Source organism: Pseudomonas sp. TSRC2-2, from assembly GCF_049897785.1.
GTDB lineage: Bacteria > Pseudomonadota > Gammaproteobacteria > Pseudomonadales > Pseudomonadaceae > Aquipseudomonas.
This window is the reverse complement of sequence record NZ_JAFCWZ010000002.1, coordinates 334498-357994: the sequence shown is the minus strand read 5'-3', so window position 1 is coordinate 357994 and position 23497 is coordinate 334498. Positions and strand designations below refer to the sequence as shown.

The 23497-nt window shown below is 60.2% G+C and carries 25 protein-coding genes and 1 pseudogene; 21 read left to right on the top strand and 5 right to left on the bottom strand.

Going from position 1 to position 23497, the window contains the following annotated elements; all coding sequences use genetic code 11:
* On the top strand, window positions 1-1158 hold the full coding sequence (locus tag ACP7D9_RS04730) for a phospholipase D-like domain-containing protein (RefSeq protein WP_426155927.1): 1158 nt from the start codon (window positions 1-3) through the stop codon (window positions 1156-1158).
* 98 nt (window positions 1159-1256) lie between these two features.
* On the opposite strand, the gene bglX is transcribed toward ACP7D9_RS04730, so the two are convergent.
* Window positions 1257-3548, bottom strand: coding sequence for a beta-glucosidase BglX (gene bglX / locus ACP7D9_RS04725; protein ID WP_426155925.1), 2292 nt, complete (start codon window positions 3546-3548; stop codon window positions 1257-1259).
* Window positions 3549-3805: 257 nt separating this feature from the next.
* On the opposite strand from bglX, the gene ACP7D9_RS04720 reads away from it, so the two are divergent.
* The 8 genes from ACP7D9_RS04720 (at window position 3806) to ACP7D9_RS04685 (ending at window position 9713) form a co-directional block, all read left to right on the top strand.
* Entirely contained in the window at window positions 3806-4414 is a 609-nt protein-coding gene (locus ACP7D9_RS04720; protein ID WP_024011957.1) for a LemA family protein, read from the top strand.
* A 13-nt stretch (window positions 4415-4427) separates the two neighbouring features.
* Window positions 4428-5180: a TPM domain-containing protein gene (locus ACP7D9_RS04715; protein ID WP_016771316.1), complete on the top strand. Its 753-nt coding sequence runs from the start codon at window positions 4428-4430 to the stop codon at window positions 5178-5180.
* Window positions 5181-5213: 33 nt separating this feature from the next.
* The gene (locus tag ACP7D9_RS04710; RefSeq protein WP_426155923.1) at window positions 5214-5831 is read left to right on the top strand and encodes a TPM domain-containing protein; all 618 of its coding nucleotides are present in this window, start codon (window positions 5214-5216) and stop codon (window positions 5829-5831) included.
* 101 nt (window positions 5832-5932) lie between these two features.
* Entirely contained in the window at window positions 5933-7159 is a 1227-nt protein-coding gene (locus tag ACP7D9_RS04705; protein WP_426155921.1) for a class I SAM-dependent methyltransferase, read from the top strand.
* Between the two features lie 233 nt (window positions 7160-7392).
* A complete protein-coding gene (locus ACP7D9_RS04700; RefSeq protein WP_426155919.1) occupies window positions 7393-7974 on the top strand; it encodes a DJ-1/PfpI family protein in 582 nt (193 codons plus the stop codon).
* 75 nt (window positions 7975-8049) lie between these two features.
* A complete protein-coding gene (locus tag ACP7D9_RS04695) occupies window positions 8050-8394 on the top strand; it encodes a YegP family protein (RefSeq protein ID WP_101158438.1) in 345 nt (114 codons plus the stop codon).
* A gap of 156 nt (window positions 8395-8550) precedes the next feature.
* Complete coding sequence (locus tag ACP7D9_RS04690) at window positions 8551-9192, top strand: hypothetical protein (protein WP_101158736.1); 642 nt, start codon at window positions 8551-8553, stop codon at window positions 9190-9192.
* The gene (locus tag ACP7D9_RS04685; RefSeq protein ID WP_101158439.1) at window positions 9192-9713 is read left to right on the top strand and encodes a hypothetical protein; all 522 of its coding nucleotides are present in this window, start codon (window positions 9192-9194) and stop codon (window positions 9711-9713) included. Before ACP7D9_RS04690 ends, ACP7D9_RS04685 begins: the two co-directional genes overlap by 1 nt.
* Before the next feature lie 123 nt (window positions 9714-9836).
* Here the strand turns inward: ACP7D9_RS04685 and ACP7D9_RS04680 are convergent, their stop codons facing one another.
* A complete protein-coding gene (locus ACP7D9_RS04680; protein WP_101158440.1) occupies window positions 9837-10856 on the bottom strand; it encodes a DUF4917 family protein in 1020 nt (339 codons plus the stop codon).
* Window positions 10857-11009: 153 nt separating this feature from the next.
* Between ACP7D9_RS04680 and yiaY the strand changes: the two genes are divergently transcribed.
* The 10 genes from yiaY (at window position 11010) to ACP7D9_RS04630 (ending at window position 20421) form a co-directional block, all read left to right on the top strand.
* The gene (gene yiaY, locus ACP7D9_RS04675) at window positions 11010-12158 is read left to right on the top strand and encodes an L-threonine dehydrogenase (protein ID WP_101158441.1); all 1149 of its coding nucleotides are present in this window, start codon (window positions 11010-11012) and stop codon (window positions 12156-12158) included.
* Between the two features lie 68 nt (window positions 12159-12226).
* Window positions 12227-13138 (top strand): LysR substrate-binding domain-containing protein, encoded by a 912-nt coding sequence (locus ACP7D9_RS04670; protein ID WP_426155916.1) that lies wholly within the window; start codon window positions 12227-12229, stop codon window positions 13136-13138.
* 249 nt (window positions 13139-13387) lie between these two features.
* Window positions 13388-14581, top strand: a complete 1194-nt coding sequence (locus tag ACP7D9_RS04665; RefSeq protein ID WP_426155914.1) for a CaiB/BaiF CoA transferase family protein — start codon at window positions 13388-13390, stop codon at window positions 14579-14581.
* A complete protein-coding gene (locus tag ACP7D9_RS04660) occupies window positions 14578-15504 on the top strand; it encodes a hydroxymethylglutaryl-CoA lyase (RefSeq protein ID WP_426155912.1) in 927 nt (308 codons plus the stop codon). Before ACP7D9_RS04665 ends, ACP7D9_RS04660 begins: the two co-directional genes overlap by 4 nt.
* Before the next feature lie 181 nt (window positions 15505-15685).
* Window positions 15686-17017, top strand: a complete 1332-nt coding sequence (locus ACP7D9_RS04655; protein WP_426155910.1) for an MFS transporter — start codon at window positions 15686-15688, stop codon at window positions 17015-17017.
* Between the two features lie 133 nt (window positions 17018-17150).
* Window positions 17151-17885: a hypothetical protein gene (locus ACP7D9_RS04650; protein ID WP_426155908.1), complete on the top strand. Its 735-nt coding sequence runs from the start codon at window positions 17151-17153 to the stop codon at window positions 17883-17885.
* A gap of 36 nt (window positions 17886-17921) precedes the next feature.
* Window positions 17922-18641: a hypothetical protein gene (locus tag ACP7D9_RS04645; protein ID WP_101158447.1), complete on the top strand. Its 720-nt coding sequence runs from the start codon at window positions 17922-17924 to the stop codon at window positions 18639-18641.
* Window positions 18642-18645: 4 nt separating this feature from the next.
* The gene (gene fos, locus ACP7D9_RS04640; protein WP_426155906.1) at window positions 18646-19062 is read left to right on the top strand and encodes a fosfomycin resistance glutathione transferase; all 417 of its coding nucleotides are present in this window, start codon (window positions 18646-18648) and stop codon (window positions 19060-19062) included.
* 60 nt (window positions 19063-19122) lie between these two features.
* Complete coding sequence (locus ACP7D9_RS04635; protein WP_426155904.1) at window positions 19123-19761, top strand: LysE family translocator; 639 nt, start codon at window positions 19123-19125, stop codon at window positions 19759-19761.
* Between the two features lie 156 nt (window positions 19762-19917).
* On the top strand, window positions 19918-20421 hold the full coding sequence (locus ACP7D9_RS04630) for a DUF4142 domain-containing protein (RefSeq protein ID WP_101158450.1): 504 nt from the start codon (window positions 19918-19920) through the stop codon (window positions 20419-20421).
* A 64-nt stretch (window positions 20422-20485) separates the two neighbouring features.
* Here the strand turns inward: ACP7D9_RS04630 and ACP7D9_RS04625 are convergent, their stop codons facing one another.
* On the bottom strand, window positions 20486-20896 hold the full coding sequence (locus tag ACP7D9_RS04625) for a low affinity iron permease family protein (RefSeq protein WP_101158451.1): 411 nt from the start codon (window positions 20894-20896) through the stop codon (window positions 20486-20488).
* Window positions 20897-21057: 161 nt separating this feature from the next.
* Between ACP7D9_RS04625 and tam the strand changes: the two genes are divergently transcribed.
* Together tam and ACP7D9_RS04615 are read left to right on the top strand one after the other, a co-directional pair.
* Window positions 21058-21828 (top strand): trans-aconitate 2-methyltransferase, encoded by a 771-nt coding sequence (tam, locus tag ACP7D9_RS04620; RefSeq protein ID WP_426155902.1) that lies wholly within the window; start codon window positions 21058-21060, stop codon window positions 21826-21828.
* A 490-nt stretch (window positions 21829-22318) separates the two neighbouring features.
* A complete protein-coding gene (locus tag ACP7D9_RS04615) occupies window positions 22319-22678 on the top strand; it encodes a DUF6124 family protein (protein WP_426155900.1) in 360 nt (119 codons plus the stop codon).
* A 65-nt stretch (window positions 22679-22743) separates the two neighbouring features.
* On the opposite strand, the pseudogene ACP7D9_RS04610 reads toward ACP7D9_RS04615, so the two are convergent.
* Together ACP7D9_RS04610 and ACP7D9_RS04605 are read right to left on the bottom strand one after the other, a co-directional pair.
* Window positions 22744-22995 (bottom strand): annotated as a pseudogene (locus tag ACP7D9_RS04610) (helix-turn-helix domain-containing protein); the annotation flags it as partial.
* 59 nt (window positions 22996-23054) lie between these two features.
* On the bottom strand, window positions 23055-23462 hold the full coding sequence (locus ACP7D9_RS04605; RefSeq protein WP_101158454.1) for a type II toxin-antitoxin system HicB family antitoxin: 408 nt from the start codon (window positions 23460-23462) through the stop codon (window positions 23055-23057).
* Window positions 23463-23497 lie beyond the last annotated feature (35 nt).

Below are 23497 nucleotides of genomic sequence, written 5' to 3'. Positions count from 1 at the left end.
ATGCGCGGCGCGGTGTTCCCCTGGCGTGACGGCAACCGTTTCGAACTGTTGATCGACGGCCCGCAGTTCTTTCCGCGCATGCTCGAGCACATCGCCGGCGCCAGAGAGCAGATCGAACTGGAGTTGTATCTGGTCGAGGCCGGTGCCTGCGCCGAAGCCATCGTGCAGGCACTGGTTGCAGCGGCGGAGCGCGGGGTGCGCGTGCGTTGCCTGTTCGATGATTACGGCAGTCTCGCTTTTACGATGACACTGCGTCAGCGCCTCACCCAGGCCGGGGTCGAGCTGCGTTTCTACAATCGCCTCAGTTGGCGGCGCTGGGTCGGCAATTTCTATCGTGATCACCGCAAGTTGCTGCTGGTCGACCAATGCCTGGCAGTGGTCGGCGGCACCGGCGTAACCGATGAATTCTGGACGCCGGGCTTTGATGTCAGCGAGTGGCACGAGGTGATGGTCGAGATCAGCGGCCCGTTGGTGATCGACTGGCAATTGCTGTTTGATCGGCAGTGGATCGCCAACCGTTACCGTCGCGCCTGGCGCCCGGCCGCGCATTTCGGCTTGCCGCGTTTGCCGCGCGTGCCGGACAAGGGCGAGGGCATGGGCCGTGTGGCTTATGCCGATGCGCGTCAGCACCGTGACATTTTGCAGTCGCTGTTTCGCGCCCTGAACAGCGGCCAGCAACGCATCTGGATGGCCACGCCGTACTTTCTGCCAACCTGGCAAATCCGCCGTTCCCTGCGCAAAGCCGCCGCACGCGGCGTCGATGTGCGGCTGCTGCTGACCGGGCCGCGCACCGATCACCCCTCAGTGCGCTACGCCGGCCATCGCTATTACCCGCGCCTGCTCAAGGCCGGCGTGCAGATCTTCGAATACCAGCCGTGCTTCCTGCACCTGAAAATGGTTTTGGTCGACGACTGGGTGAGCATCGGTTCGTGCAACTTCGATCACTGGAATCTGCGTTTCAATCTGGAGGCGAATCTGGAGGCGCTGGATCCGGCGTTGACGGCAGCGGTGGAGGCGAGCTTTGTGAAGGACTTCGGCTTGAGTCAGCTGGTGAGTCTGGAGCAATGGCAGCGCCGGCCGTTATGGCGGCGGGTCAAGCAGCGTGTGTGGGGCTGGGTGGATCGGTTGGTGGTGAATATTCTCGACCGTCGCGGGTAGAGCAAGATCAAAAGATCGCAGCCTTCGGCAGCTCCTACGATGGGATGGTGTACACCCTGTAGGAGCTGCCGAAGGCTGCGATCTTTTGCTTTTAAGGGTTACAGCAGTTCAAAACTCTGCTGCGTCACGTCCTGGGAGTCCAGGCCGATCTGTACGTTGAACTTGCCAGGCTCGGCTGCGTATTTGAGCTGGGCGTTGTAGAACTTCAGGTCTTCCTCGGTGATGGTGAAGTGCACGACTTTCTGTTCGCCAGCCTTGAGCATGATCTTCTGGAAGTTCTTCAGTTCTTTCACCGGGCGGATCATCGAACCGGTGACGTCCTGGATGTACAACTGCACCACGGTTTCGCCGTCACGCTTGCCGGTGTTCTTGACCATGACACTGGCGTCGAGTTTGCCGGTGGCGTTCAGCGTGGTCGATGACAGCGCCATATCGCTCAGGGCGAAGGTGGTGTAGCTCAGGCCATAACCGAACGGAAACAGCGGGCCGGTGGTGTCATCGAAATACTGCGAGGTGTAGTTGCCAGGTTTGCCCGGCGTGAACGGCCGGCCAATGCTCAGGTGGTTGTAGTAGGTCGGGATCTGGCCCACGGAACGCGGGAAGGTCACCGGCAGTTTGCCCGACGGGTTGTAGTCGCCGAACAGCACGTCGGCGATGGCGTTGCCGCCCTCGGTGCCGCTGAACCAGGTTTCCAGGATCGCATCGGCCGACTGGTTCTCTTCGAGAATCGTCAGCGGGCGGCCGTTCATCAACACCAGTACCAGCGGTTTGCCAGTGGCTTTCAGCGCACGGATCAATTCGCGCTGGGTTTGCGGGATGTTCAGGTCAGTGCGGCTGGAGGATTCATGAGACATGCCACGGGACTCGCCGACAGCCGCGACGATCACGTCAGCACCCTTCGCCGCTTTCACCGCTTCGTCGATCAGCACGCTGGCCGGGCGCGGGTCATCGACCACTTCCGGCGCATCGAAGTTGAGGAAGTTCAGGTAATCGAGGACCTTCTTGTCGCCCGTGATGTTGGCGCCACGGGCGTAGATCAGATTGGCCTTGTCGCCGATCACCGCACTCATGCCATCGAACAAAGTGACCGATTGCGCCGGACGCCCGGCGGCGGCCCAACTGCCCATCATGTCGATCGGGGCTTTCGCCAATGGACCGATCAGCGCGACTTTGGCGTCTTTGTTCAGCGGCAGGGTTTCGTTGTGGTTCTTCAGCAGCACCAGACTGCGACGCGCCACTTCGCGGGCCTCGGCGCGGTGCAGGCGGCTTTCGGCGTAGGTGTCGGCCGGATCATCCTCAGCCTTGCCGATGCGCAGGTACGGGTCCTTGAACAGGCCCATGTCGTACTTGGCGGCGAGCACTTCGCGCACGGCATTGTCGATGTCTTTCTGTTCGATCTCGCCGGACTTGAGCAACCCCGGCAGCTCCTTGCCGTAAAGGGTGTCGTTCATGCTCATGTCGATGCCGGCCTTGATCGCCAGCTTCGCCGCTTCGCGACCGTCGCGAGCAACGCCGTGCTTGATCAGTTCGAAGATCGCACCGTGATCGCTGACCGCCAGGCCCTTGAAGCCCCAGTCCTTGCGCAGCAGGTCGTTCATCAGCCAGGTATTGGCCGTGGCCGGAATACCATTGATCGAGTTCAACGCCACCATCACGCCACCGGCGCCGGCATCGATCGCGGCGCGGTACGGCGGCAGGTAATTCTGGTACATCTTCACCGGGCTCATGTCGACGGTGTTGTAGTCGCGACCGCCCTCGACCGCGCCGTACAGGGCGAAATGCTTGACGCTGGCCATGATGCTGTCGGCGGCGCTCGGGGTTGCTCCCTGATAAGCGCGGACCATGACCCCCGCAATGCGCGAAGTCAGGTAAGTGTCTTCACCGAAACCTTCGGAGCTGCGGCCCCAGCGCGGATCGCGGGAGATATCCACCATCGGCGCGAAGGTGATGTCGAGGCTGTCGGCAGCGGCTTCTTTCGCCGCAACGCGACCGGACTGGCCGATGGCATCCATGTCCCAGCTCGACGCGAGGGCCAGCGGAATCGGGAAAATCGTACGGTGACCGTGGATGACGTCGTAGGCGAAAAACATCGGAATCTTCAGGCGGCTGCGCATGGCAGCGTCCTGCATCGGACGGTTTTCCGCGCGGGTGATCGAATTGAACGTGCCGCCGATGTTGCCGCCGGCGATTTCCTTGCGGATCAGCTCGCGCGGCATTTCGGGGCCGATGCTGATCAGGCGCAACTGGCCGATCTTTTCGTCGAGGGTCATTTGTTTCATCAGGTTACTGATGAAAGCGTCCTTGTTCTCCAAAGGTACCGGGGTCGTGGCGGCCAGTACCTGATGACTGGCCAGGCTGACGAACAGACCCAGCAAACACAGCTTCTTCATGAATTTTTTCTCAAGGGCCCAAACGGTGATGCAACACCGGCCAGCCAAAATGTAGGGAGCGACTATTGTTGTTCGGGTGCCAGCTCAAAACCTGAGCCGGGAAACCCCAGCCGACCGCGGCAATGTGAACGCGAAGGGCACTTTTTAGCCGATTAACCCGTCGCATGCCAGTGGCGGCGCCGATTATGCCCCAACCGCTGGCCGGGAATGCCCAGCGCTCGGTTTTTAAATCAAATGTGTCATGGAGCATCACTGCAATGAATATCAGCTCGACTTCCCGTTCACGGCTACAGATCGCCACGTTGCTGGTGTTCGCCACGCTATTGACTGCGTGCGGCATCAACAATATCCCGACCCTCGACGAACAGGCGAAAGCCGCGTGGGGCCAGGTGCAGAACCAGTATCAGCGCCGCGCCGACCTGATCCCCAATCTGGTGGAAACGGTCAAGGGCTACGCTGCCCACGAACAGGAAACCCTGACCGCTGTGATTGAGGCGCGGGCCAAGGCGACGTCGATTCAGGTCGATGCCAGCACCCTCGACAATCCCGAGAAGCTCAAACAGTTCCAGCAGGCGCAGGATCAGCTGACCGGCGCGTTGAGCCGTTTGATGGTGGTCTCCGAGCGGTATCCGGATCTGAAGGCCAACCAGAACTTCCTGGCGTTGCAATCGCAACTCGAAGGCACGGAAAACCGCATTGCCGTGGCGCGTCGCGATTTCATCCTGGCGGTGCAGAAGTACAACACCGAGATCCGCACCTTCCCCGGTCGCCTGTGGCACAGCGTGATGTACAGCGATCTGCCGATGCGCGAAACCTTCGAAGCCACCACGCCCGGCGCGGAAAAGGCCCCGGAAGTGAAATTCTGACTCGAGGTCGCCCATGCGTGTGTTGAAACTGGGGCTGGTGCTGATGCTGTGGCTGTTTGCCGTCAGCGCCCGGGCCGAACTGACGTTTCCGCCGCTGAGCGGGCGCGTGGTCGATCAGGCGCAGATGCTCGAGCCATCGATTCGCGCGCAACTGAGCCAGCAATTGCAGGCGCACGAGCAAGCCACCGGCGAGCAATTGGTGGTGGTCACGCTGCCCGATCTGCAGGGCACCACCATTGAGGATTTCGGCGTTCAGCTCGGCCGGCACTGGGGCATCGGCCAGAAGGACAAGAACAACGGCGCCTTGCTGATCGTCGCTCGTGACGAGCGCAAACTGCGCATCGAAGTCGGCTATGGCCTGGAGGATCGCCTGACCGATGCGCAGTCGTCGGTGATCATTCATCAGGTCATTACGCCGGCGTTCAAGGCGGGCAATTTCAGCAAGGGCATCAGCGATGGCGTTGCGGCGATGCTGGTGGTGCTCGGTGGCAATCCATTGGACGAGCCGTCCACCGTGTACGAATCAAGCGGCGACCCGGCCGATGACTTCATCTCGCGGCACCCGGCGCTGTTCATGTTTCTGGTGATGTTGTTCATCCTGACGGTGTTTGTCTGCCAGATGCTCGGTATCCTGCCTGCCGGCCGGGGCGGCTCCGGAGGAGGGGGCGGCTTCGGCGGTGGCGGCGGATTCGGTGGCGGCGGAGGCGGTGGCTTCAGCGGTGGCGGGGGCAGTTTCGGCGGCGGCGGTTCGTCCGGCGGCTGGTGAGATCAAAAGAACAATGAGCAGGCACTTTTCGACATGGCATTACTGACTGAACACGAACAACGCAAAGTCGCCGAGGCCATCGCCCGGGTCGAACGCGACACCGACGCCGAACTGGTCACGGTGCTCGCTGCCCGCGCCGACGATTACGCGTACATCCCGCTGCTCTGGGCCAGCCTGCTGGCGCTGGTGTTGCCGGGCATCGTCCACTACCTCACGGGCTGGCTGACCCTGCGCAGCCTCCTGCTGGTGCAATGGGGCATGTTCATCGTCCTGTGCCTGCTGTTCCGCTTGCCGAAAATCACCACGCATCTGGTGCCGCGCCGCGTCCGTCACTGGCGCGCCTCCAACCTGGCGCGGCGGCAGTTTCTCGAACAGAACCTGCACCACACCGTGGGAAGCACCGGCATGCTGATCTTTGTCTGCGAAGCTGAGCGCTATGTGGAGATTCTGGTGGATGAAGGGATTTCCAAACGGCTGGAGAACAGTAACTGGGACGCGATTGTCGCGGCGTTTACCGAACAGGTCAGGCAGGGCCGCACGCTGGAAGGGTTTGTCACGTGCGTGGAGGCGTGTGGCGAGTTGTTGAAAGTGCATGTGCCGGTGACGCAGGTGAGGAATGAATTGCCGAATCAGTTGGTGGTGCTGGGGTGAGGGGCTTGTGAACCGTTGGGTAAATAAGAGGGTGTTCCCAACCCCCATCCCCCCTAAAATACCCGCCATTCCCGATTCCGCCCGTCCGAGGCCGTTTGTCCATGTCTGTTTCCGCTTCTTCCGCGCCGTCCGCCAAACCGGCGCCCGACCACCACGCCCAGTTCATCGAGCTGCTGCAAACCAGCCTCACCGGCAACGGCTTCATCAAACTGGTGCTGGCCAAGTATGTCGGTGACGAGGCGGATCTGCAGCGGATCATCGTCAAACCAGTAACGGTCAAGGCGCAGCCGTGTCTGTCTTTCGTTTATCGCTACAAGACCCGCGACATCACCAAGAACCTGCCACTGAGCGAAGGCGTGGCGCTGATCGCCGGGCTGTTGCCAACCTCGTTCAAAAATGCGCACTTGCTGGCGCTGACCGACGAAGCGCAGCTGGAATACAGCAAAAAGGGCAAGAGTTCGCTGTTCAAGAGTAAACCCCAGCAATTGCGCGAAGCACCGTCCGCCGAGCACAACCGCGAGAAAAACCGCTTCCTCGAATTGAGCCGACCGTTCCTCAAGGACCTCGGCGTGACGAACGCACAACATGAACTGATCCCGGCGATGTCACGCAAGTGGAAGCAGATCAACAAGTTCATCGAAGTGTTCAGCCATGCCCTGACCTCGTCGCCGCTGGCGCTGGACAAACCGGTGCGGGTCGCCGATTTCGGTTCGGGCAAGGGCTACCTGACGTTCGCCATTCACGACTACCTGCGCAACACTTTGAAGGCCGAGGGCGAAGTCACTGGCGTCGAGCTGCGCGAAGAAATGGTCAACCTGTGCAATGCCGCGGCGGCGAAGCTCGAACACCCGGGGCTGGTGTTCAAGTGCGGTGATGTGCGCACGGTGGCGCCCAGCGAGCTGGACGTGATGATCGCCCTGCATGCTTGCGACATCGCTACCGATTATGCGATCCACACCGGCATCCGCTCGGGCGCATCGATCATCATGTGCTCGCCGTGCTGCCACAAACAGATCCGCCTGCAGATCCAGAGCCCGGCGTTGCTCAAGCCAATGCTGCAATACGGTCTGCACCTCGGCCAACAGGCGGAAATGGTCACTGACAGCTTGCGTGCGTTGTTCCTCGAGGCCTGTGGTTACGAGACCAAGGTCTTCGAATTCATCTCGCTGGAACACACCAACAAGAACAAGATGATTCTCGCGGTGAAACGCGCCGAGCCGATCGATGCGACGCAGCTGTTGGCGAAGATCGCCGAGCTGAAAGCGTTCTACCACATCAGCGAACACTGCCTGGAAACCTTGCTGCGCGCCGACGGCTATTTGCTCTGATCCACTGCCGAATCTTGTGGGAGGGGGCTTGCTCCCGAATGCGGCATGTCGGCCCACGAAGATGCCGGATGTGATGCCGCCTTCGGGAGCAAGCGCCCTCCCACCTTTGAAATGCACTGCTCTGTGGGAGCGAGCCTGCTCGCGAAGAAGGTTAACGCGGTCGTTTGTTAACCCTCTGTGCAGTTTGGGTCTACCTTGAATAACTCCCAGACCTGTTCCCGAGGAGTTTCCCCATGGCCGCGAAAAAGATTTTGATGCTGGTCGGTGATTACGTCGAAGACTACGAAGTGATGGTGCCGTTCCAGGCCCTGCAAATGGTTGGCCACACGGTCCATGCGGTGTGCCCGGACAAGTCTGCCGGCAGCACTGTGCGCACTGCGATTCATGATTTCGAAGGCGATCAGACCTACAGCGAAAAGCCTGGCCACTTGTTCGCGCTCAATTTCGACTTCGCCAAGGCCAGCGAAGCCGATTACGACGCCCTGCTGATTCCCGGTGGTCGTGCCCCGGAATACCTGCGTTTGAACGAAAAAGTCCTCGAACTGGTGCGCGCCTTCGACAACGCCGGCAAGCCCATCGCCGCGGTGTGCCATGGCGCGCAGTTGCTCGCGGCGGCGGGTGTGCTCGAAGGGCGCGAGTGCAGCGCGTATCCGGCCTGCGCCTCGGAAGTGCGCTTGGCCGGCGGCACGTTCATCGATATTCCGGTGACCGAGGGTCACGTTCAGGGAAATTTCGCCACCGCTCCGGCATGGCCCGCGCATCCAAGCTGGTTGGCCGGCTTCCTCGGTCTGCTCGGCACCAAAATCACCCTGTAGTCGCAGGCGACAGACCGCGGAGGCTGGTCTTTACTCTGAAGCGCGAGATCTCTCAATCGCCCAGGAGAAACAGGCATGTCCGGATGGTACGAAGTGAGCAAAAGCAGCAACGGCCAGTTCAGGTTCGTGTTGAAAGCGGCGAACGCCGAAACGATTCTGACCAGTGAGCTGTATAGCACCCGCGCTGGTGCCGACGGTGGTATCGCATCGGTTCAGACCAACAGCCCGCTGGCTGAGCGTTACGAAAAAAAATCGACGAAGGATGGTCACCCGTATTTCAACCTGAAGGCAGCCAATCACCAGATCATCGGCAGCAGCGAGTCGTATTCTTCCGATGGCGCCTGTGACAAGGGCATTGCCAGCGTGAAGGTCAACGGTTCGACCAAGACCATCAAGGACAAGACGCTGCCGGTGCTCTGAAACCAGGCCTGAGTTCGCTCGCCAAAGGATTGGCGTCCGAATTCTGGCAATGTGCCATCATTTTGCGTATCCTTCGCGCCAAGCCATGGAAGGGCGCAAATCGACACTCTTTCATGCGTTTCAGATTGCTGGCCGTGAGAGAGCTTACCTTTGAAGATGCGTTTTTTGGCTGCCCTGACCGTGCTGCTCAGCCTGAGCGGCTGCTACAGCATGTCCCCAACCCACATTGACGACGCGCTAAGTCCCAGCGCCGGATCTGGCGTGGCGTATGTCGTGGGCGTAGTGGGTATCTGGCCCCAGGCCAGGTACGGCGCACAGGAACAAATGATCATGATCCGCAAGCGCGGCAGCGACGATTTCGCCACCGCGCGTTTGCACAACGAATTCTATGCCCGCACGGCGCGCGATCTGCGGGAGACAGGGCGCGGCATCGGCACGCTGTTCGTCATGCCGCTCAAACCCGGTCGGTACGAAATCTACAACGTGCGCTTCGATCAGGGCCGGTCGCTGTCATGGAGCCGTGAAGACTTCACCATCGGCATGGAACTCGAGGCGGGCAAGGCCTACTACCTCGGCGATTTCCGCGCCGGTTGCCTGATCGGGCGCAGCATGCCGTGCCTGTTCCTGCACAGCGATCACCTCGAGCGCGACGCCGCGCTGGTCCGAGCCAGGTACCCGCAAGTGCCAGGTCTGCAACGTCTGGACATGCCGAACCTGTACACCGCCACGCCATTCATCCGCGAAGAAAACGGCGCCAGCGCCTCCATCTACAAAGCCATGCTGTCAGGAAAACTCTAATGCGCATCAACGTCATGTTTCTGGGATTGCTCTTGCTGCTGAGCGGCTGCCAGACCACCCACAGCCTGAAAACCCCTGAAGTCGATTACAGCGAGCGCCTGCCGGCGATCAACGTCAATGTGATTGGCTTGCCGAGCTGGATGCTGCGCGATGAGTTGCGCCATCGCGGCACCTTCGAGGAGGTCAGGGTCGGCCGCAGCGACGACGGCTATAACGTGCTGGTGGTTGCCAACAGTAACGTCGGCGGCATCCAGCCACAGATGTTCCTCAGCGCATTTACCCTGTTTCTCGTGCCGGTGCCGGTCAGTTGGGACAGCACCGTGGTGTTCAGCCTCAGCCATGGCAAGAAAGTGCTGGGCATCTATACCGTGCAGAACCATTCCAGCGCCTGGCGCGGATTGGTCAACCCGTCCGGCGGCCAGTTCGAACATGTACGCCTGATCAGTGACGAGTTCATCGCCAAGGTTTTGAAAGACCAGCCGTTCAACCGCGAGGCGATGCAGCGCGCTGCCAGCCTTTAGCAGAACGGTCACCTTCAGGCATTCGCGGCTGACAATTTTCGCGAGCAGGCTCGCTCCCACAGGTTGAACGCATTTCAAAAGGTGCGAGCGAGCCTCGTCGCGAGGGCGTCAGCCCGGCCAATATCAAACCTCAACCGGTACCGACAACTGCGGATTGCCCAGTGCATGGCTCTTGGCATCGAAGAACCGCAACTCAACGCCAGTGCCTTCAAACACCCTGGCGTAGTGACGCTTCTGATGCTGGATGAACGCGGCACTGCGCGGGTAAATCGAGATCGCCACGGTCGCGGGTCTGGCCAGGCGCAGTGCCCGTACCAGGTGCGCATCCTGTTCGCCCAGGGCATGGCCGAAAATGCACAGGCTGTCGCCATGCGCCAATAACTGCTCGTAGCAGAACGACAGGTAATCCGAACTGCGGATGGTTTTGAGCTTGTCGGCGCTGGGTCCCTCGGTGACGAACAGTGGCACGTCATCCAGCGTCTTGATCGTGTTATTGATCGCGAAACTGCCAAGCAGGGTGCCCTCGGTCGAGGTCAGTTTGCGTGCGGTGCCATCCTGATTTCGCACCAGATGCAGACCACCGTGCAGGTACAGCAGACGCGGTTTGTCCGTGGCGCTTTGGCTCAAGTCGAAACTCGCGTCCGGGCCGTTGAACAGGTCATCAATGGCCTCGCCCGGGTGTTGCAGCGCCCAGTAATTGAGCAGGTCGTAGTTGGTCGTGAACACGCTGCGATAGCGCGCCAGTTCCGCATTCAGCACCGCCAGTGTCGAGGGCTGCACCAGCCGCCACGGGATGTGCACCGCATGCACGGTGTTGATCAGCGCTTCCTTGATCGCGTAATAGCGATTACGCGGCGCCGCCGAACTGACCGCCAGAGCCTTGTTGACCCGGCTGGTGGTTTTCAGGGCACCCAGCACTTGCTCGAAGCTGCGCGTTTGCAGCGCATCGAACACTGCCAGTTCCGAGGGGCTCAGCGGTTTCTCTTCGACTGTACGGGCATTTTCGAACAGCGAGTCGTAGCCGAAGTCATCCCACACCGCACGGCTGGCGCCATTGCCCACCAGCAAACCGCTGAAAGCAGTCGCAGCGCGCAGGGCATTCCAGTCTTCGAGGGTGGCGTCGACATTGAGAAAATCGGTCATTGCGTGGGCGGTCTCAAACGAAGGGCAGATGGACGGCGACTTTATCACGAGCGGACATTGAGCCAGATCAACATTGCTCGTGACCGATCGGTCGATCCTGTGTGTATCCGCCGAATCGAGGCAGTCGATCCGGCTCCAGTCAGGAGACACACGATGAGCAGCACCTTCTTCATTCCCGCCGTCAACATCATGGGCAGCGGCTGCCTCGACGAAGCCATGCTCGCGATTCGCAATTATGGCTTTCGCAAGGCGCTGATCGTCACCGACAGCGGACTGGCCAAGGCGGGCGTGGCGGCGATGATCGCCGAGAAACTGGCAATGCAGGACATTGATTCGGTGATCTTCGACGGCGCCAAACCCAACCCGAGCACGGCCAACGTCGAGGCGGGTCTGGGGCTGTTGAAAGAGAGCAACTGCGATTTCGTGGTGTCACTGGGCGGCGGCTCGCCGCACGATTGCGCCAAGGGCATTGCGCTCTGCGCGACCAACGGCGGGCAGATCGGCGATTACGAAGGCGTCGACCGCTCCAGCCAGCCGCAATTGCCGCTGATCGCCATCAACACCACCGCCGGCACCGCCAGCGAAATGACCCGGTTCTGCATCATCACCGACGAATCGCGCCACGTGAAAATGGCCATCGTCGACCGCAACGTCACTCCGCTGTTGTCGGTCAACGATCCGCAGTTGATGGTTGCGATGCCCAAAGGCCTGACCGCCGCCACCGGCATGGATGCACTGACCCACGCCATCGAAGCCTACGTCTCGACCGCCGCTAATCCGATCACCGATGCCTGTGCCTTGAAGGCCATGAGCCTGATCAGCAGCAACTTGCGTCTGGCCGTGCGCGACGGCAACGACCTGGCGGCGCGGGAGAACATGGCTTACGCGCAGTTCCTCGCCGGTATGGCGTTCAATAACGCCTCGCTGGGTTTTGTACATGCGATGGCGCATCAACTGGGCGGTTACTACGACTTGCCCCACGGCGTCTGCAACGCCGTGTTGCTGCCGCATGTGCAGAGTTTCAATGCGCAAGTGTGTGCTGATCGACTCAGGGACGTTGCCCACGCCATGGGTGCGGACATTCGTGGTCTCGGTGCCGAAGAGGGCGCGCAAGCGGCGATCAACGCCATTCGCAGCCTGGCTAAAGATGTCGAGATCCCCGGTGGACTGCGTGAGCTGGGCGCGAAACTCAGCGATATACCGGTGCTCGCCGCCAATGCCTTGAAAGATGCCTGTGGGTTGACCAATCCAAGGGCGGCCGATCAGCGCCAGATCGAAGAGATTTTTCGTAACGCGTTTTAAGACCGGCACAGCGCGAACGATCGGCGTTATCCTCGCCGCTCGTTCGCGCCACTTCCGCCGAGTCCTCCATGCTGCAAAAAAGCCTGATTCGCCGCCTCGACCTGATCACTCTGCAACTGTTCGTCGCCGTGCACGAAGAGGGCACGCTGACCCGTGCAGCTGCGCGCGAAGCCATCGCGGTGTCGGCGGCCAGCAAGCGGCTGATGGAATTGGAGGAGGCGTTGGGCATCGCTCTGTTCGTGCGTCAGGCCAAAGGCATGACACTCACCCCGGCCGGTGAAACCCTGCTGCACCACGCACGACAGATGCTTTTCAACCTCGAGAAGATGGGCCTGGAGCTGGGCGAGCACAGCCACGGTGTGCGGGGTTACGTGCGCATGCTGGCCAATCTTTCGGCGATCATTCAGTTTCTGCCCGAAGACTTGCGCGACTTCTCGGCGCAGCATCCGCAGGTCAAGACCGACCTTGAAGAACGGCCCAGCGCCGGGGTGATTCAGGGCGTGCTCGATGGCGTCGCGGACCTCGGCATCTGCTCTGACGACAGCGACACCCAAGGCCTGCACAGCGTGTTGTACCGCCAGGACAAACTGGTGGTGGTGATGTTGCCGGAGCATCCGCTGGCTACGCGCAAATCAGTGGCCTTCGATGAAACCCTGGACAGCGACTACGTCGGATTGCACGCGGCCATTTCGATCAATATGCGCACCCATGCGGCGGCGCGGCAGGCCGGCAAAGTCCTGCGCGTGCGCATTCACGTGCCGGGGTTTGACGCGGTCTGCCGGATGGTCCAGGCGAACATGGGCATTGGCATTCTGCCGCAGCGTGCCTACGCGTTATTTGGTCAGTCGCTGGGGTTGCGGGCCGTGCCGCTGAGCGATGCCTGGTCGGATCGCACGTTGATTGTGGTGGTGCGTGATGAAGCGCGGCTGTCGCCGGTGAGCCGAATGTTGTTCGAGCATTTGCGAGCGCAGGGCGCCTGAATCTCTACTGAATGAGCCGGCCTCTTCGCGAGCAAGCCCGCTCCCACAGTTGCCAGCGTGGATGCAAATTGTGCGGCTGACTTGGAACGCTGTGGGAGCGGGCTTGCCCGCGAAAGCGGCTTCGAATTCACCACAGCACTCTGATGCGTTCGCAATTCGCGAATGCTCATTGCCGAGAGACGGCTGGATTCGCCAATGATCGTTCCTCTAGCCTTGGCCGCATATTCCAAGAACAAGAGGTACCCCGCGATGACTGCCCCTTTGAGTGCGATCAAAGTGATCGAGATCGGCACCCTGATCGCCGCGCCGTTTGCCGCGCGCATGCTTGCCGAGTTCGGCGCCGAGGTGATCAAGATCGAAGCCATGGGTCAGGGCGACCCGCTGCGCAAGTGGCGCAAGCTGCACGAAGGCACATCGCTGTGGTGGTACCTGCAATCGCGCAACAAGAAATCCCTGGCACTCAATCTCAAATCCGCTGAAGGCATCGAACTGGTCAAGCAACTGGCCGGCGACGCCGACGTGATCATCGAGAACTTGCGCCCCGGTGCGCTGGAAAAACTCGGTCTGGGCTGGGACGTGCTGCATGCCTTGAATCCTGACCTGACCCTGGTGCGTATCTCCGGCTACGGCCAGACCGGCCCGTACCGCGACCGTCCCGGTTTCGGCGCAATTGGCGAGGCCATGGGCGGCATTCGCTACACCACCGGCAATCCCGATTTGCCACCGGCGCGGGTGGGCGTCAGCCTCGGCGATTCGCTGGCCTCGTTGCACGCGGTGATCGGTGCGCTGATGTCGCTGTTGCGGGTCAAGACCGGGCAGGGCGGCGGGCAGATTGTCGACGTTTCGCTGGCCGAAAGCGTGTTCAACGTCATGGAAAGTCTGGTGCCGGAATACGACATGCTTGGCCATGTCCGCGAACGCAGCGGCGGCGCCTTGCCGGGCATTGCGCCCTCCAATACTTACCTCACCGCCGACGGCGCTTATGTGGTGATTGCCGGCAACAGCGACCCGATCTACAAGCGCCTGATGCACGTCATCGGCCGCGCTGATCTGGCCGACGCAGAAGAGTTCGCCCACAACGACGGCCGCGCGGCGCAGAGCCGATTGCTCGATGCGGCCATCACGCACTGGACCAGCAGCCTGCCGATCGACAAAGTACTGGCCGCCCTCGAAGCCGCTGAAGTGCCGGCCGGGCGCATCTACTCGGTGGCTGACATCGTCGCCGATCCGCACTATCAGGCGCGGGACATGCTGCTCGATGCCGAGTTGCCCGGCGGCGCAACGGTGAAGATGCCCGGCATCGTCCCCAAACTCTCGGAGACCCCCGGCGGGGTGAACTGGTCCGGGCCGAAACTGGGCCAGCACACTGACGCTATTCTCGCCGAACTGGGCCTGGCTGAACTCGACATCGAACGCCTGAAAAGCCAAGGGGTGGTGCAATGATCACTGACTATTCGCAAACTCTGATCGTCCAGGAAGTCTCGCCGCGCGATGGCTTGCAGATCGAGCCGACGTGGGTGGAAACCGCTGACAAGATCGCTCTGATCAATCAATTGTCACAGGCCGGATTCAGCCGTATCGAAGCCGGCTCGTTCGTCTCACCCAAAGCCATCCCGGCCCTGCGTGACGGCGAGCAGGTGTTCAACGGTATTGAGCGCCAGCCAGGGGTGATTTACGTGGCGTTGATTCCCAACCTCAAAGGTGCGCAACGGGCTCTGGCGGCGAATGCCGATGAGTTGAACCTGGTGATGTCTGCCAGCCAGACGCACAACCTGGCCAACATGCGCATGCGTTGCGAGGAGTCGCTGGCCGCCTTCGCTGACATCGTCGCGTTTGCCAGCGGCTCGGGTGTGCGCCTCAACGGCAGCATCGCCACCACGTTCGGTTGCCCGTTCGACGGCAAGATTGACGAGGATCGCGTGCTGCAAATTGTCGACGCCTATCAGGAGCTAGGCATTCAGGGCATCAGCCTCGCCGACACCACCGGCATGGCCAATCCGCGTCAGGTCGATCGCTTGGTGCGGCGCGTTTTGCAGCGGGTTTCGCCGGCTGACCTGACCCTGCACTTCCACAACACCCGAGGCCTGGGTCTGTGCAATGTGCTGGCCGCATACGAGGCCGGTGCGCGGCGCTTCGATGCAGCGTTGGGTGGCCTCGGTGGCTGCCCGTTTGCGCCGGGTGCGTCGGGCAACATCTGCACTGAGGATCTGGTGAACCTGTGCGATGAGGTCGGTATTCCTACCGGCATCGATTTGACGCTGCTGCTGAAACTCTCGCGCGGCTTGCCGGCACTGTTAGGCCACGAAGTCCCCGGCCAACTGGCCAAGGCCGGGCGCAATTGCGACCTGCACCCGATCCCCACCTGAAGATAAGAAATCCTTGTGGGAACGGGCTTGCTCGCGAATACGGTATGTCATTCAACACGGATATCGACTGACCTGACGCGTTCGCGAGCAAGCCCGCTCCCACAGTTCAAAAGCATTGAGCAGTACCACCAGACAACAAAAACAATCGGACGCCATTGGCAGTCCGCCTGGAGAAAAATCCATGAGCCTCAACGTAATGGAGGCGGGCGTAAGTCCGTCTGTCGATCACGACGCCGAAAAAGCCCTGGTCAGCAAAGTCGCCTGGCGCCTGATGCCGCTGATCATGGTCTGCTACCTGTTCGCCTTCTTCGATCGCATCAACATCAGCTTCGCCAAATTCCAGTTGCAGACCGACCTGAGCCTGAGCGACACCGCGTATGGTTTGGGCGCCGGGCTGTTCGTGGTCGGTTACGTGCTGTTCGAAGTGCCGAGCAACATGATGCTGTACAAGGTCGGGGCCCGGCGCTGGATTGCGCGGATCATGATGTCGTGGGGTGTGGCGACGGCGGCGATGGTCTTCGTCAACAGCGAATGGCAGTTCTATGCGCTGCGCTTCGTGATCGGCGCGATGGAAGCCGGGTTTGCCCCGGGCGTGCTGTATTACCTGACCCTGTGGTTTCCTCAGCATTTCCGTGGCCGCATCACCTCGATGCTGTTTCTCGCCTCTGCATTCGCCGGGCTGGTCGGCGCGCCGTTCTCCGGCCTGGTGTTGCAACACCTCGACGGTGTGTTGCAGATGCGTGGCTGGCACTGGTTGTTCCTGCTCGGTGGCGTGCCGTGTATCGCTCTCGGTTTTCTGGTGCTCACGACGCTCAAAGACCGCATCGAGGATGCGCACTGGCTCACGGCTGACGAGAAGAAATTGCTTTCGAGCCGCATCGCCCATCACGAGCCACACAAGAGCGGCGGCTCATTGCTCGCGGCGCTGAAAATTCCCGGTTTCCTGACGTTGGGTTTGATCTATTTCCTGATCCAGGTCGCGTCCTACGGTCTGAATTTCTGGGCACCGCAATTGATCCGCAGCGCCGGCACCGAAAGCCCGGTGATGATCGGTCTGCTGACCGCCATTCCGTACATTTGCGGGGCAATCAGCATGGTGCTGATCGGGCGCTTGTCAGACGCCACCGGTGAACGGCGCAAGTTTGTCGCCGGGCTGGTGATCGTCGGCGCGATCGGCTTCTTCAGCGCAGGAATCTTCGCCAGCCACACGACGTTCCTGATCGTCGCGCTCGGGCTGCTCGGCGCAGGCATCATCGCTTCGATTCCGAGCTTCTGGACCCTGCCACCGAAGCTGCTGGCGGGCGCCGGTGCCGGCGCGGCGGGCGGGATCGCGGTGATCAATACCCTGGGGCAATTTGGCGGGATCGTCAGCCCGGTCATGGTCGGGCGCATCAAGGACCTCACCGGCAGTACCACCCCGGCGCTGTATGTGATTGGCGTCGCCGCGCTGATTGCCGCCGCTTTGCTGCTGTGGGGTTTGCCGCAGAAGCTGCGCACGCTCGACAAGTATTGAATTTGCGACGCCGTCGATGACGCCTTCGCGTGCAGGCTTCACACACATGAGAAGATTCGCTGGCCTGATCTGTTGAATCCTTCGATGCAGAAAGGGATAGTGCGCGCCTGGAAATATCTTCAAGGAGCGGGAAGTGACAATGAAGTCCATATGGCTCAGCGCTGCAGCGCTTTGCGGGTGGTTCATGGCTGGGCAGGCGTGGGCTGATTGCACGCCGCCTGCGGTCAGTGGCGAAGCGGACTTTTCTTTGTGCAAGGAATGGCCGGCTTATCCGTCGCTGACGATTACCGCGCTCTCGACGTTCGTGCCCGATCCCGTCTATGGCAAGGACGGCCGGGTGGGTTCATACGACCTGGATCTGGCCGTCAGCACGGCTGGCAGCCCCAAACCGCTGGCGACCTATCATCAGCCGTCGGCGTTTCTCTCCGATGCCATCGGGCTGGAAAGTCTGGAACTGGATACTGGCCGCTATAAACTTACGCCCGACCTCCGCGCATTCGGCGTGCGTGCCCATTTCAAAGGCTCGTCACGCGTCAATCCTCTGGATGAAATTTGGCTGTCGCTCTATGTGAAAGAGGGCGACAAACTGCGCCCGGTGCTGGATCGCTTGCTGGTCTACACCTTCAGCGGTGAATGGGATGGCAATTGCGCGGGAGAACGCTCGGAGACTGTGCGTACGCTTGAGATGGCCAAAACCCGATCCAATGGTTACGCCGATATCATCGTCCGCTCAGTCACCATGGGCCTGGTCGGTGAGGGACCGCCTGACACCTGCGAATCGAAGACCACCCACGAAAAGCCAGTGCTGACCACGTTGCGTTACGACGGGAAAACCTACGTTTTACCGCAAGGTTTCAAAGGCATGTGACTGGCGTCACTGATACGAATATTTCAAGGAAGAATCATGAATCTGCATCGTCGAATCTATATCGCCCTCGGCTTGTTCGCGCTTACGGCTCAGGTCCATGCCGCTTGCGAAGTAAAAAAATTCGACGGCCATACGCTCTCGCGCTGCAAAGTCTGGCCTGCGTTCAACACTCAATCAATTGCAGCGAAGGCCACTTTCGTTCCCGATTCTGCGGGTGCTCAGGACGGCGTGTTCGATCTGGCACTGTCAGTAATCAACGCCACGACGGGCAACACATTCGCCAGTTATGCCAAACCCGGCGCTTACAACTCCGATGCGATCAGCTTCGATGATCTGAGGATCGATACGGCGCGTTACCGCTTGGCGGCGGACGTCCGTGCGTTCGGGCTGCGATCGACGTTCATGAGCCACGGTTCCAGAGCCAATCCGTACTCGAAAACCGACCTGGCCTTGTATGTTCGCGAAGGCAATCGCTTACGCCCAGTGCTGGAAGGCCTGGTGGTGCGCAAGGATTTCGGTGAGGGCACCGGGGAGTGCGATACGCGAGACACACGCATTCGCAGGACTGTCGAAATCGGCTCATCCAGCCACAACGGGTTTGCGGATCTGATCGTCAGTTCCAGCGGTTCGTTGATGGAGTCTTTCACGTCAGGCAAACAATGCGCTTCGAAAACCACCAACCTGAAGAACACCCAGGTCACGCTGATCTACGACGGCCAGCAATATGTCGTTCCCGAAGAACTCAGAGGTTACTGATTCGATGCTTACCGGTCTTAACCACCTGACCCTGGCCGTCCGCGATCTGCAGCGCAGTCTGGCGTTCTATCGCGATGTGCTGCAATTGGATATCGAAGCGACGTGGGATAACGGCGCCTATTTGTCACTGCCCGGACTGTGGTTGTGCTTGTCAGAAGATCCTCAGCGCAGCGGGGAGCCGGGCGCGGACTATACCCATTACGCTTTCAGCGTGAGCGCGGCAAACTTCCCTTCACTGGTTGAAACGTTGAAATCGGCTCAGGTGCCGCAGTGGCGAGACAACCGTAGCGAGGGTGCGTCGTTCTACTTTCTCGACCCCGACGGCCACAAACTGGAAGTCCATGTCGGCGATTTGCAGTCGCGGCTGGCTGCGTGTCGGCAGAAACCGTACCCCGGCATGCGTTTTAACGACGCGCAGTGATCGGGCGCAGTCGGCTGATATAGACTGGCCGCCACGTGTTCTGGCGCTTGCAGGTTTTTCATGACTCCATCATTGCTGTTGGCCGTTCTGGCTTCGGGTTTCATTTACGGGATCACGCCCGGGCCGGGTGTGCTGGCAGTGTTCGGCATTGGCGCGGCCCATGGCCGGCGGGCCGGCGCGGGGTTTCTTTGCGGGCATTTGCTCGGCGATGTGATCTGGTGCAGCACCGCATTGGTGGCCATTGTCGGCGCCCGGGAAATCGGCAGCACCGCATTCGATGTGCTTGGCGTGCTCAGCGCGGTGTATCTGTTCTGGCTCGGCTGGCGTGCGGTGCGTGCCCAGCGGCGCAATGTCGACGAGGCGCAAGGCGCGGCGCGCCAGCCGTTCTGGCACGGTATCGTCTTCGGTCTGACCAATCCCAAGGCCTACCCGGTGGCGGTGGCGACCTTCACCGCGCTGCTGTCGAGCCGCGCCGAACTGCTCAACTGGGCGATGCTGCCGGCGCTGATCGCCCTGAGTTTTGTCGGCGGGGCGCTGGCGTACGCGATTCTCATCGGCGTGGTCGGCGCCCAGCGAGTGCGCATCGTTTATCAGCGTCACGAACTGCTGATCACCCGTCTGTGCGGCATCATGTTTATCGGTTTTGCCATCAACGCGTTGATGCACGCGCTGCCCGGGTTGATGCCGAACAAGGGCTGATGCCGAAGAAGCACCGTTCGTCGCGCCTCGGTCGTATTTTCTAAACCTTTGACCGTTAAAGCATTCCTAACAGAGGCGGACGTTTGTCCGCCGCGAGCATTTAAGCAGCGGGCGAATCGCGGCCCGCTTGAATTTTCAACGAAGGAGGGCGCGACCATGAGCCGGATGGCCACCCGTTTACGTAACGTCAGTTTTGCAACCCTGCTGGGCCTGTGCGCCAGCACTGCGTTCGCCCAGTCGCCTGCCGAATTCATCAACGATGCCTCCGCCAAGGGCATGGCCGACATCGAAGCCAGCCGTCTGGCCCACGGCAAGACCGAATCGAAAGAGGTCAAGGATTACACCATCGTCGTCATCAACGATCGCACCACGGCCAACCAGCATCTGGCGAAAATCGCCAAGAAACTCGACCTGCCGGTTGCCCCCCGCGAAGAAATCGCCGACAAGGCCAAAGAGCTGATGCCGCAAGTGAAGGACGGCGCGACGTTCGATCAGGCCTACGCGGCAAGCCAGGTCAAAGCCACGGAAGAGGCCATTACCCAGATCGAGCAACAGGCACAGACCACCGACGTGCCGGAAATCAAAGCGTTCGCCGATGAGACTTTGCCGAAGCTGCAAAGCCATCTGGAAAAGGCCCGCGCGTTGCAGGCCAGTCGCTAACATTCAGCAGTGGTTCGAATTCGGCCGCCCGGCATGAACTGATGCAGGAGCGGCCGAAGTCATTTCAGCACTCATTCAAATCCTGCTTTGGCTTGCTCTTGTCGCCCAAGCCCTCCAGATCAAATACCTGACTTTCGCCAAGTGCGCGGTAATGCTGGCGCAGCGCTTCAAGCTGCTTCAAATCCAGCGCCTCCAGGCCAAGCATCGCGTTCTGCGCTTCCTTGTTCACCCGCAGCAGCTCATCGAGTTTCAAATGCAAAATGTCGGTATCGCGGTTCTGCGTGTTCTGAATCAGGAACACCATCAGGAACGTGATGATCGTCGTTGAGGTATTGATGATCAGTTGCCAAGTGTCGTTGTAACCAAAAATCGGCCCGCTCAACCCCCACAACCCGATCAGAATCAATGCCCCCATGAACGTCTTCGGGCTACCGGCCCACAGGGCAAGTTTCTGGGCAATCTTTGCGAATTTCATGATGGAAGTCCTTGTTTTGAGAGCTTGAAATTCAGACATCGGCGTTGCGCTGAAAATTCTGTTTACAAACTTTCGACGCAGGACTTTGGTCGCAAAGGCGTGCCGCGCAGATCGCTGTATCGTGTCGTCAATTGCCAAGACACCCTCGACAGGAGAACGCCATGAGCTGGTCTGCCAAGCAATACGTCGCTTTCGAAGATGAACGCACCCGCCCGGCTCGTGACCTGCTGGCGGCGATACCCACGGCGCAGGCGCGGGCGGTGGTGGACATTGGGTGTGGGCCGGGTAATTCCACCGAGTTGCTGGTGCAGCGTTTCCCCGAGGCTACTGTGAGCGGCCTCGACAGTTCGGCAGACATGATCGCCGCGGCGCGCAAGCGCTTGCCTGACGTGCAGTTCGAGGTCGCCGAGATCGACAAGTGGGCAAACGCCGGCCCGTTCGATGTGATTTTCGCCAACGCGGTTTTGCAATGGGTGCCTGATCACGCTTCGTTGCTGCCAGCCCTGGCGAGCAGACTTTCAGACGGTGGCAGCCTGGCGATCCAGATGCCAGACAACCTCAATGAACCGTCTCACCGTTTGATGCGCGAAGTCGCCGCCAATGGGCCGTGGGCGAGCAAGCTTGCAGGCGCTGCCGGGCAGCGTACCGATATGGCCAATGCCAGTGAATTTTTCGCGATGCTGCGCCCGTACTGCGCGCGAGTGGATGTGTGGCGCACGACGTATCATCATCAATTGCCGGGCGGAGCGGCGGGGGTGGTCGAGTGGTTCAAAGGCAGTGGTTTGATTCCATTTCTGAGCCCGTTGACCGAGGAGGAGCAGGCGCAGTATCTGCAGCGGTATCTGGCGGAAGTTGCAAAGGCTTATCCCGCATTGGCTGATGGCTCGGTGCTGTTGCCGTTTCCACGGCTGTTTATCGTTGCGACTCGCTGAAACATTTTCCCAAGCGAGCTCGCTTTGAGTCTTGCGTTCGACGCGTTGTTTCAGGTCGGCGTAGCTGGCTGAAACAACTCGTTCACGCTGAATTCGCCGGAAAGTTCTTTCTGTATCCGGGGCTTTTAAACGGGTTACGCCGTGGCCGTTTAAAGTTGAATCGCGTTACGTCCCGATGCCTACAAATCCTTGCGCCGCTGCCTACCGGTACGCCAGAATCCGCCGGCTTGTGCGCCTGGGGGGCGGTCGGTAACTTGGTTCGCGTCACTGATTTGCAGTGATCGGGTTTAGTAGCCCAACAACCTCATTTCAAAATGGCTGCATGAGTACCACTAAGTCAGGCGATCGCCTGCACTTAATGGTGGCTGTGCGCATGGCGCCTTCGGGTGCGCCGGGTTTGGAATGGGGTCCGGTCTACTAACTTGCGCACAGCTGCCACCCTTTCGTTTAGTAGCGATGAGAGTTGCGGCCCTACCGAAGGTCCCTTCCAATGTTCAAAGTAACGCCAAATCCGCCGGAAACCGATCCGGCCTCTCCGTACCAATCCCTCAATTCGAAAAAACTCCACGAAGCCGCCGAACGCGCCCTCGACCACTACCTCATTCCGCCGCAAACCAGCTCACCGCCATACCAGACCAGCAGCATGTTCCAGGTCAACCCGAGCACCGACACCGAGTCGCTACTGGTCAACGCCAGCGAATCCCTTGGCTCGGCCAGCGTCATGCTGGGCGACTTTGCCGCCTTGCTCGACGGCAGCCAGCGCAAGACCCTGCTCGGCATCGCCCAGGTCGTCATGCTGGGTGAACTGGCGGTGAATCGGGTGCTGGATAAAGTGGTACCGGTGGGTTAGTCGGCGCTGATTTCCGGGTAAAAAAAACCGGTCGTTGCGACCGGTTTTGCATGCGATATATTTCTTCAGACACTGGCGAGCAGGCGTTCATAAGGAATGCGCAAGCCATCGTGCAGACGTTTGATCATTGCCAGACTCAGCTTGCGCTTGCGGTTCAATATTTCCGAAACACGGCCACTGGGGCCAATAAAGGGCTCGAGATCCCGCGGCGTCAAGCCTTGCTGATCCATACGAAATTTGATGGCTTCAATGGGATCAGAGGGATGCATCGGAAAATGCTGCTCCTCATACTTTTCAATCAGCAGAGCGAGAATTTCCTCAAACGTCAGACATGAAAAAACCGGCTACTGAGAGCCGGTTGAGCAGTAAGAATTCTTTAACCTTGCTGCAAGACCTTCAACGCCGCCGAAGCCAGAAACCCCGATCGGCTTTTCTCCTCAGGATGATGCAACACGTACTCATCAATGCGATTGAGCAAGTGCCCCGGCAGCGTGATGTTGAGCTTCTGTGCTTTGCCCAGGTATTTGACCACGTCGATATCCACTACCGCCCACGCACATCCGGCGTACTGCGGATTGGCGACATGCAGGCTCAATTTGCTGGCCGATGGAATCGGCGCACCCTCGTCTGCCAGAATTTCGAAATGACCTTCGATCGCCTCGCGCGCCATGGCGACGGCGTCATCAAGGTCGTCGCCGGCAGAAAAGCAGCCAGGAATGTCCGGCACTTCAACTCCCCAAGCGTGTTCCTCGTCGCCTATTGAAATCGCAATCGGGTAAAGCATGTTCGTGATCCTCCAATGCAACGCTGAGAACGGAT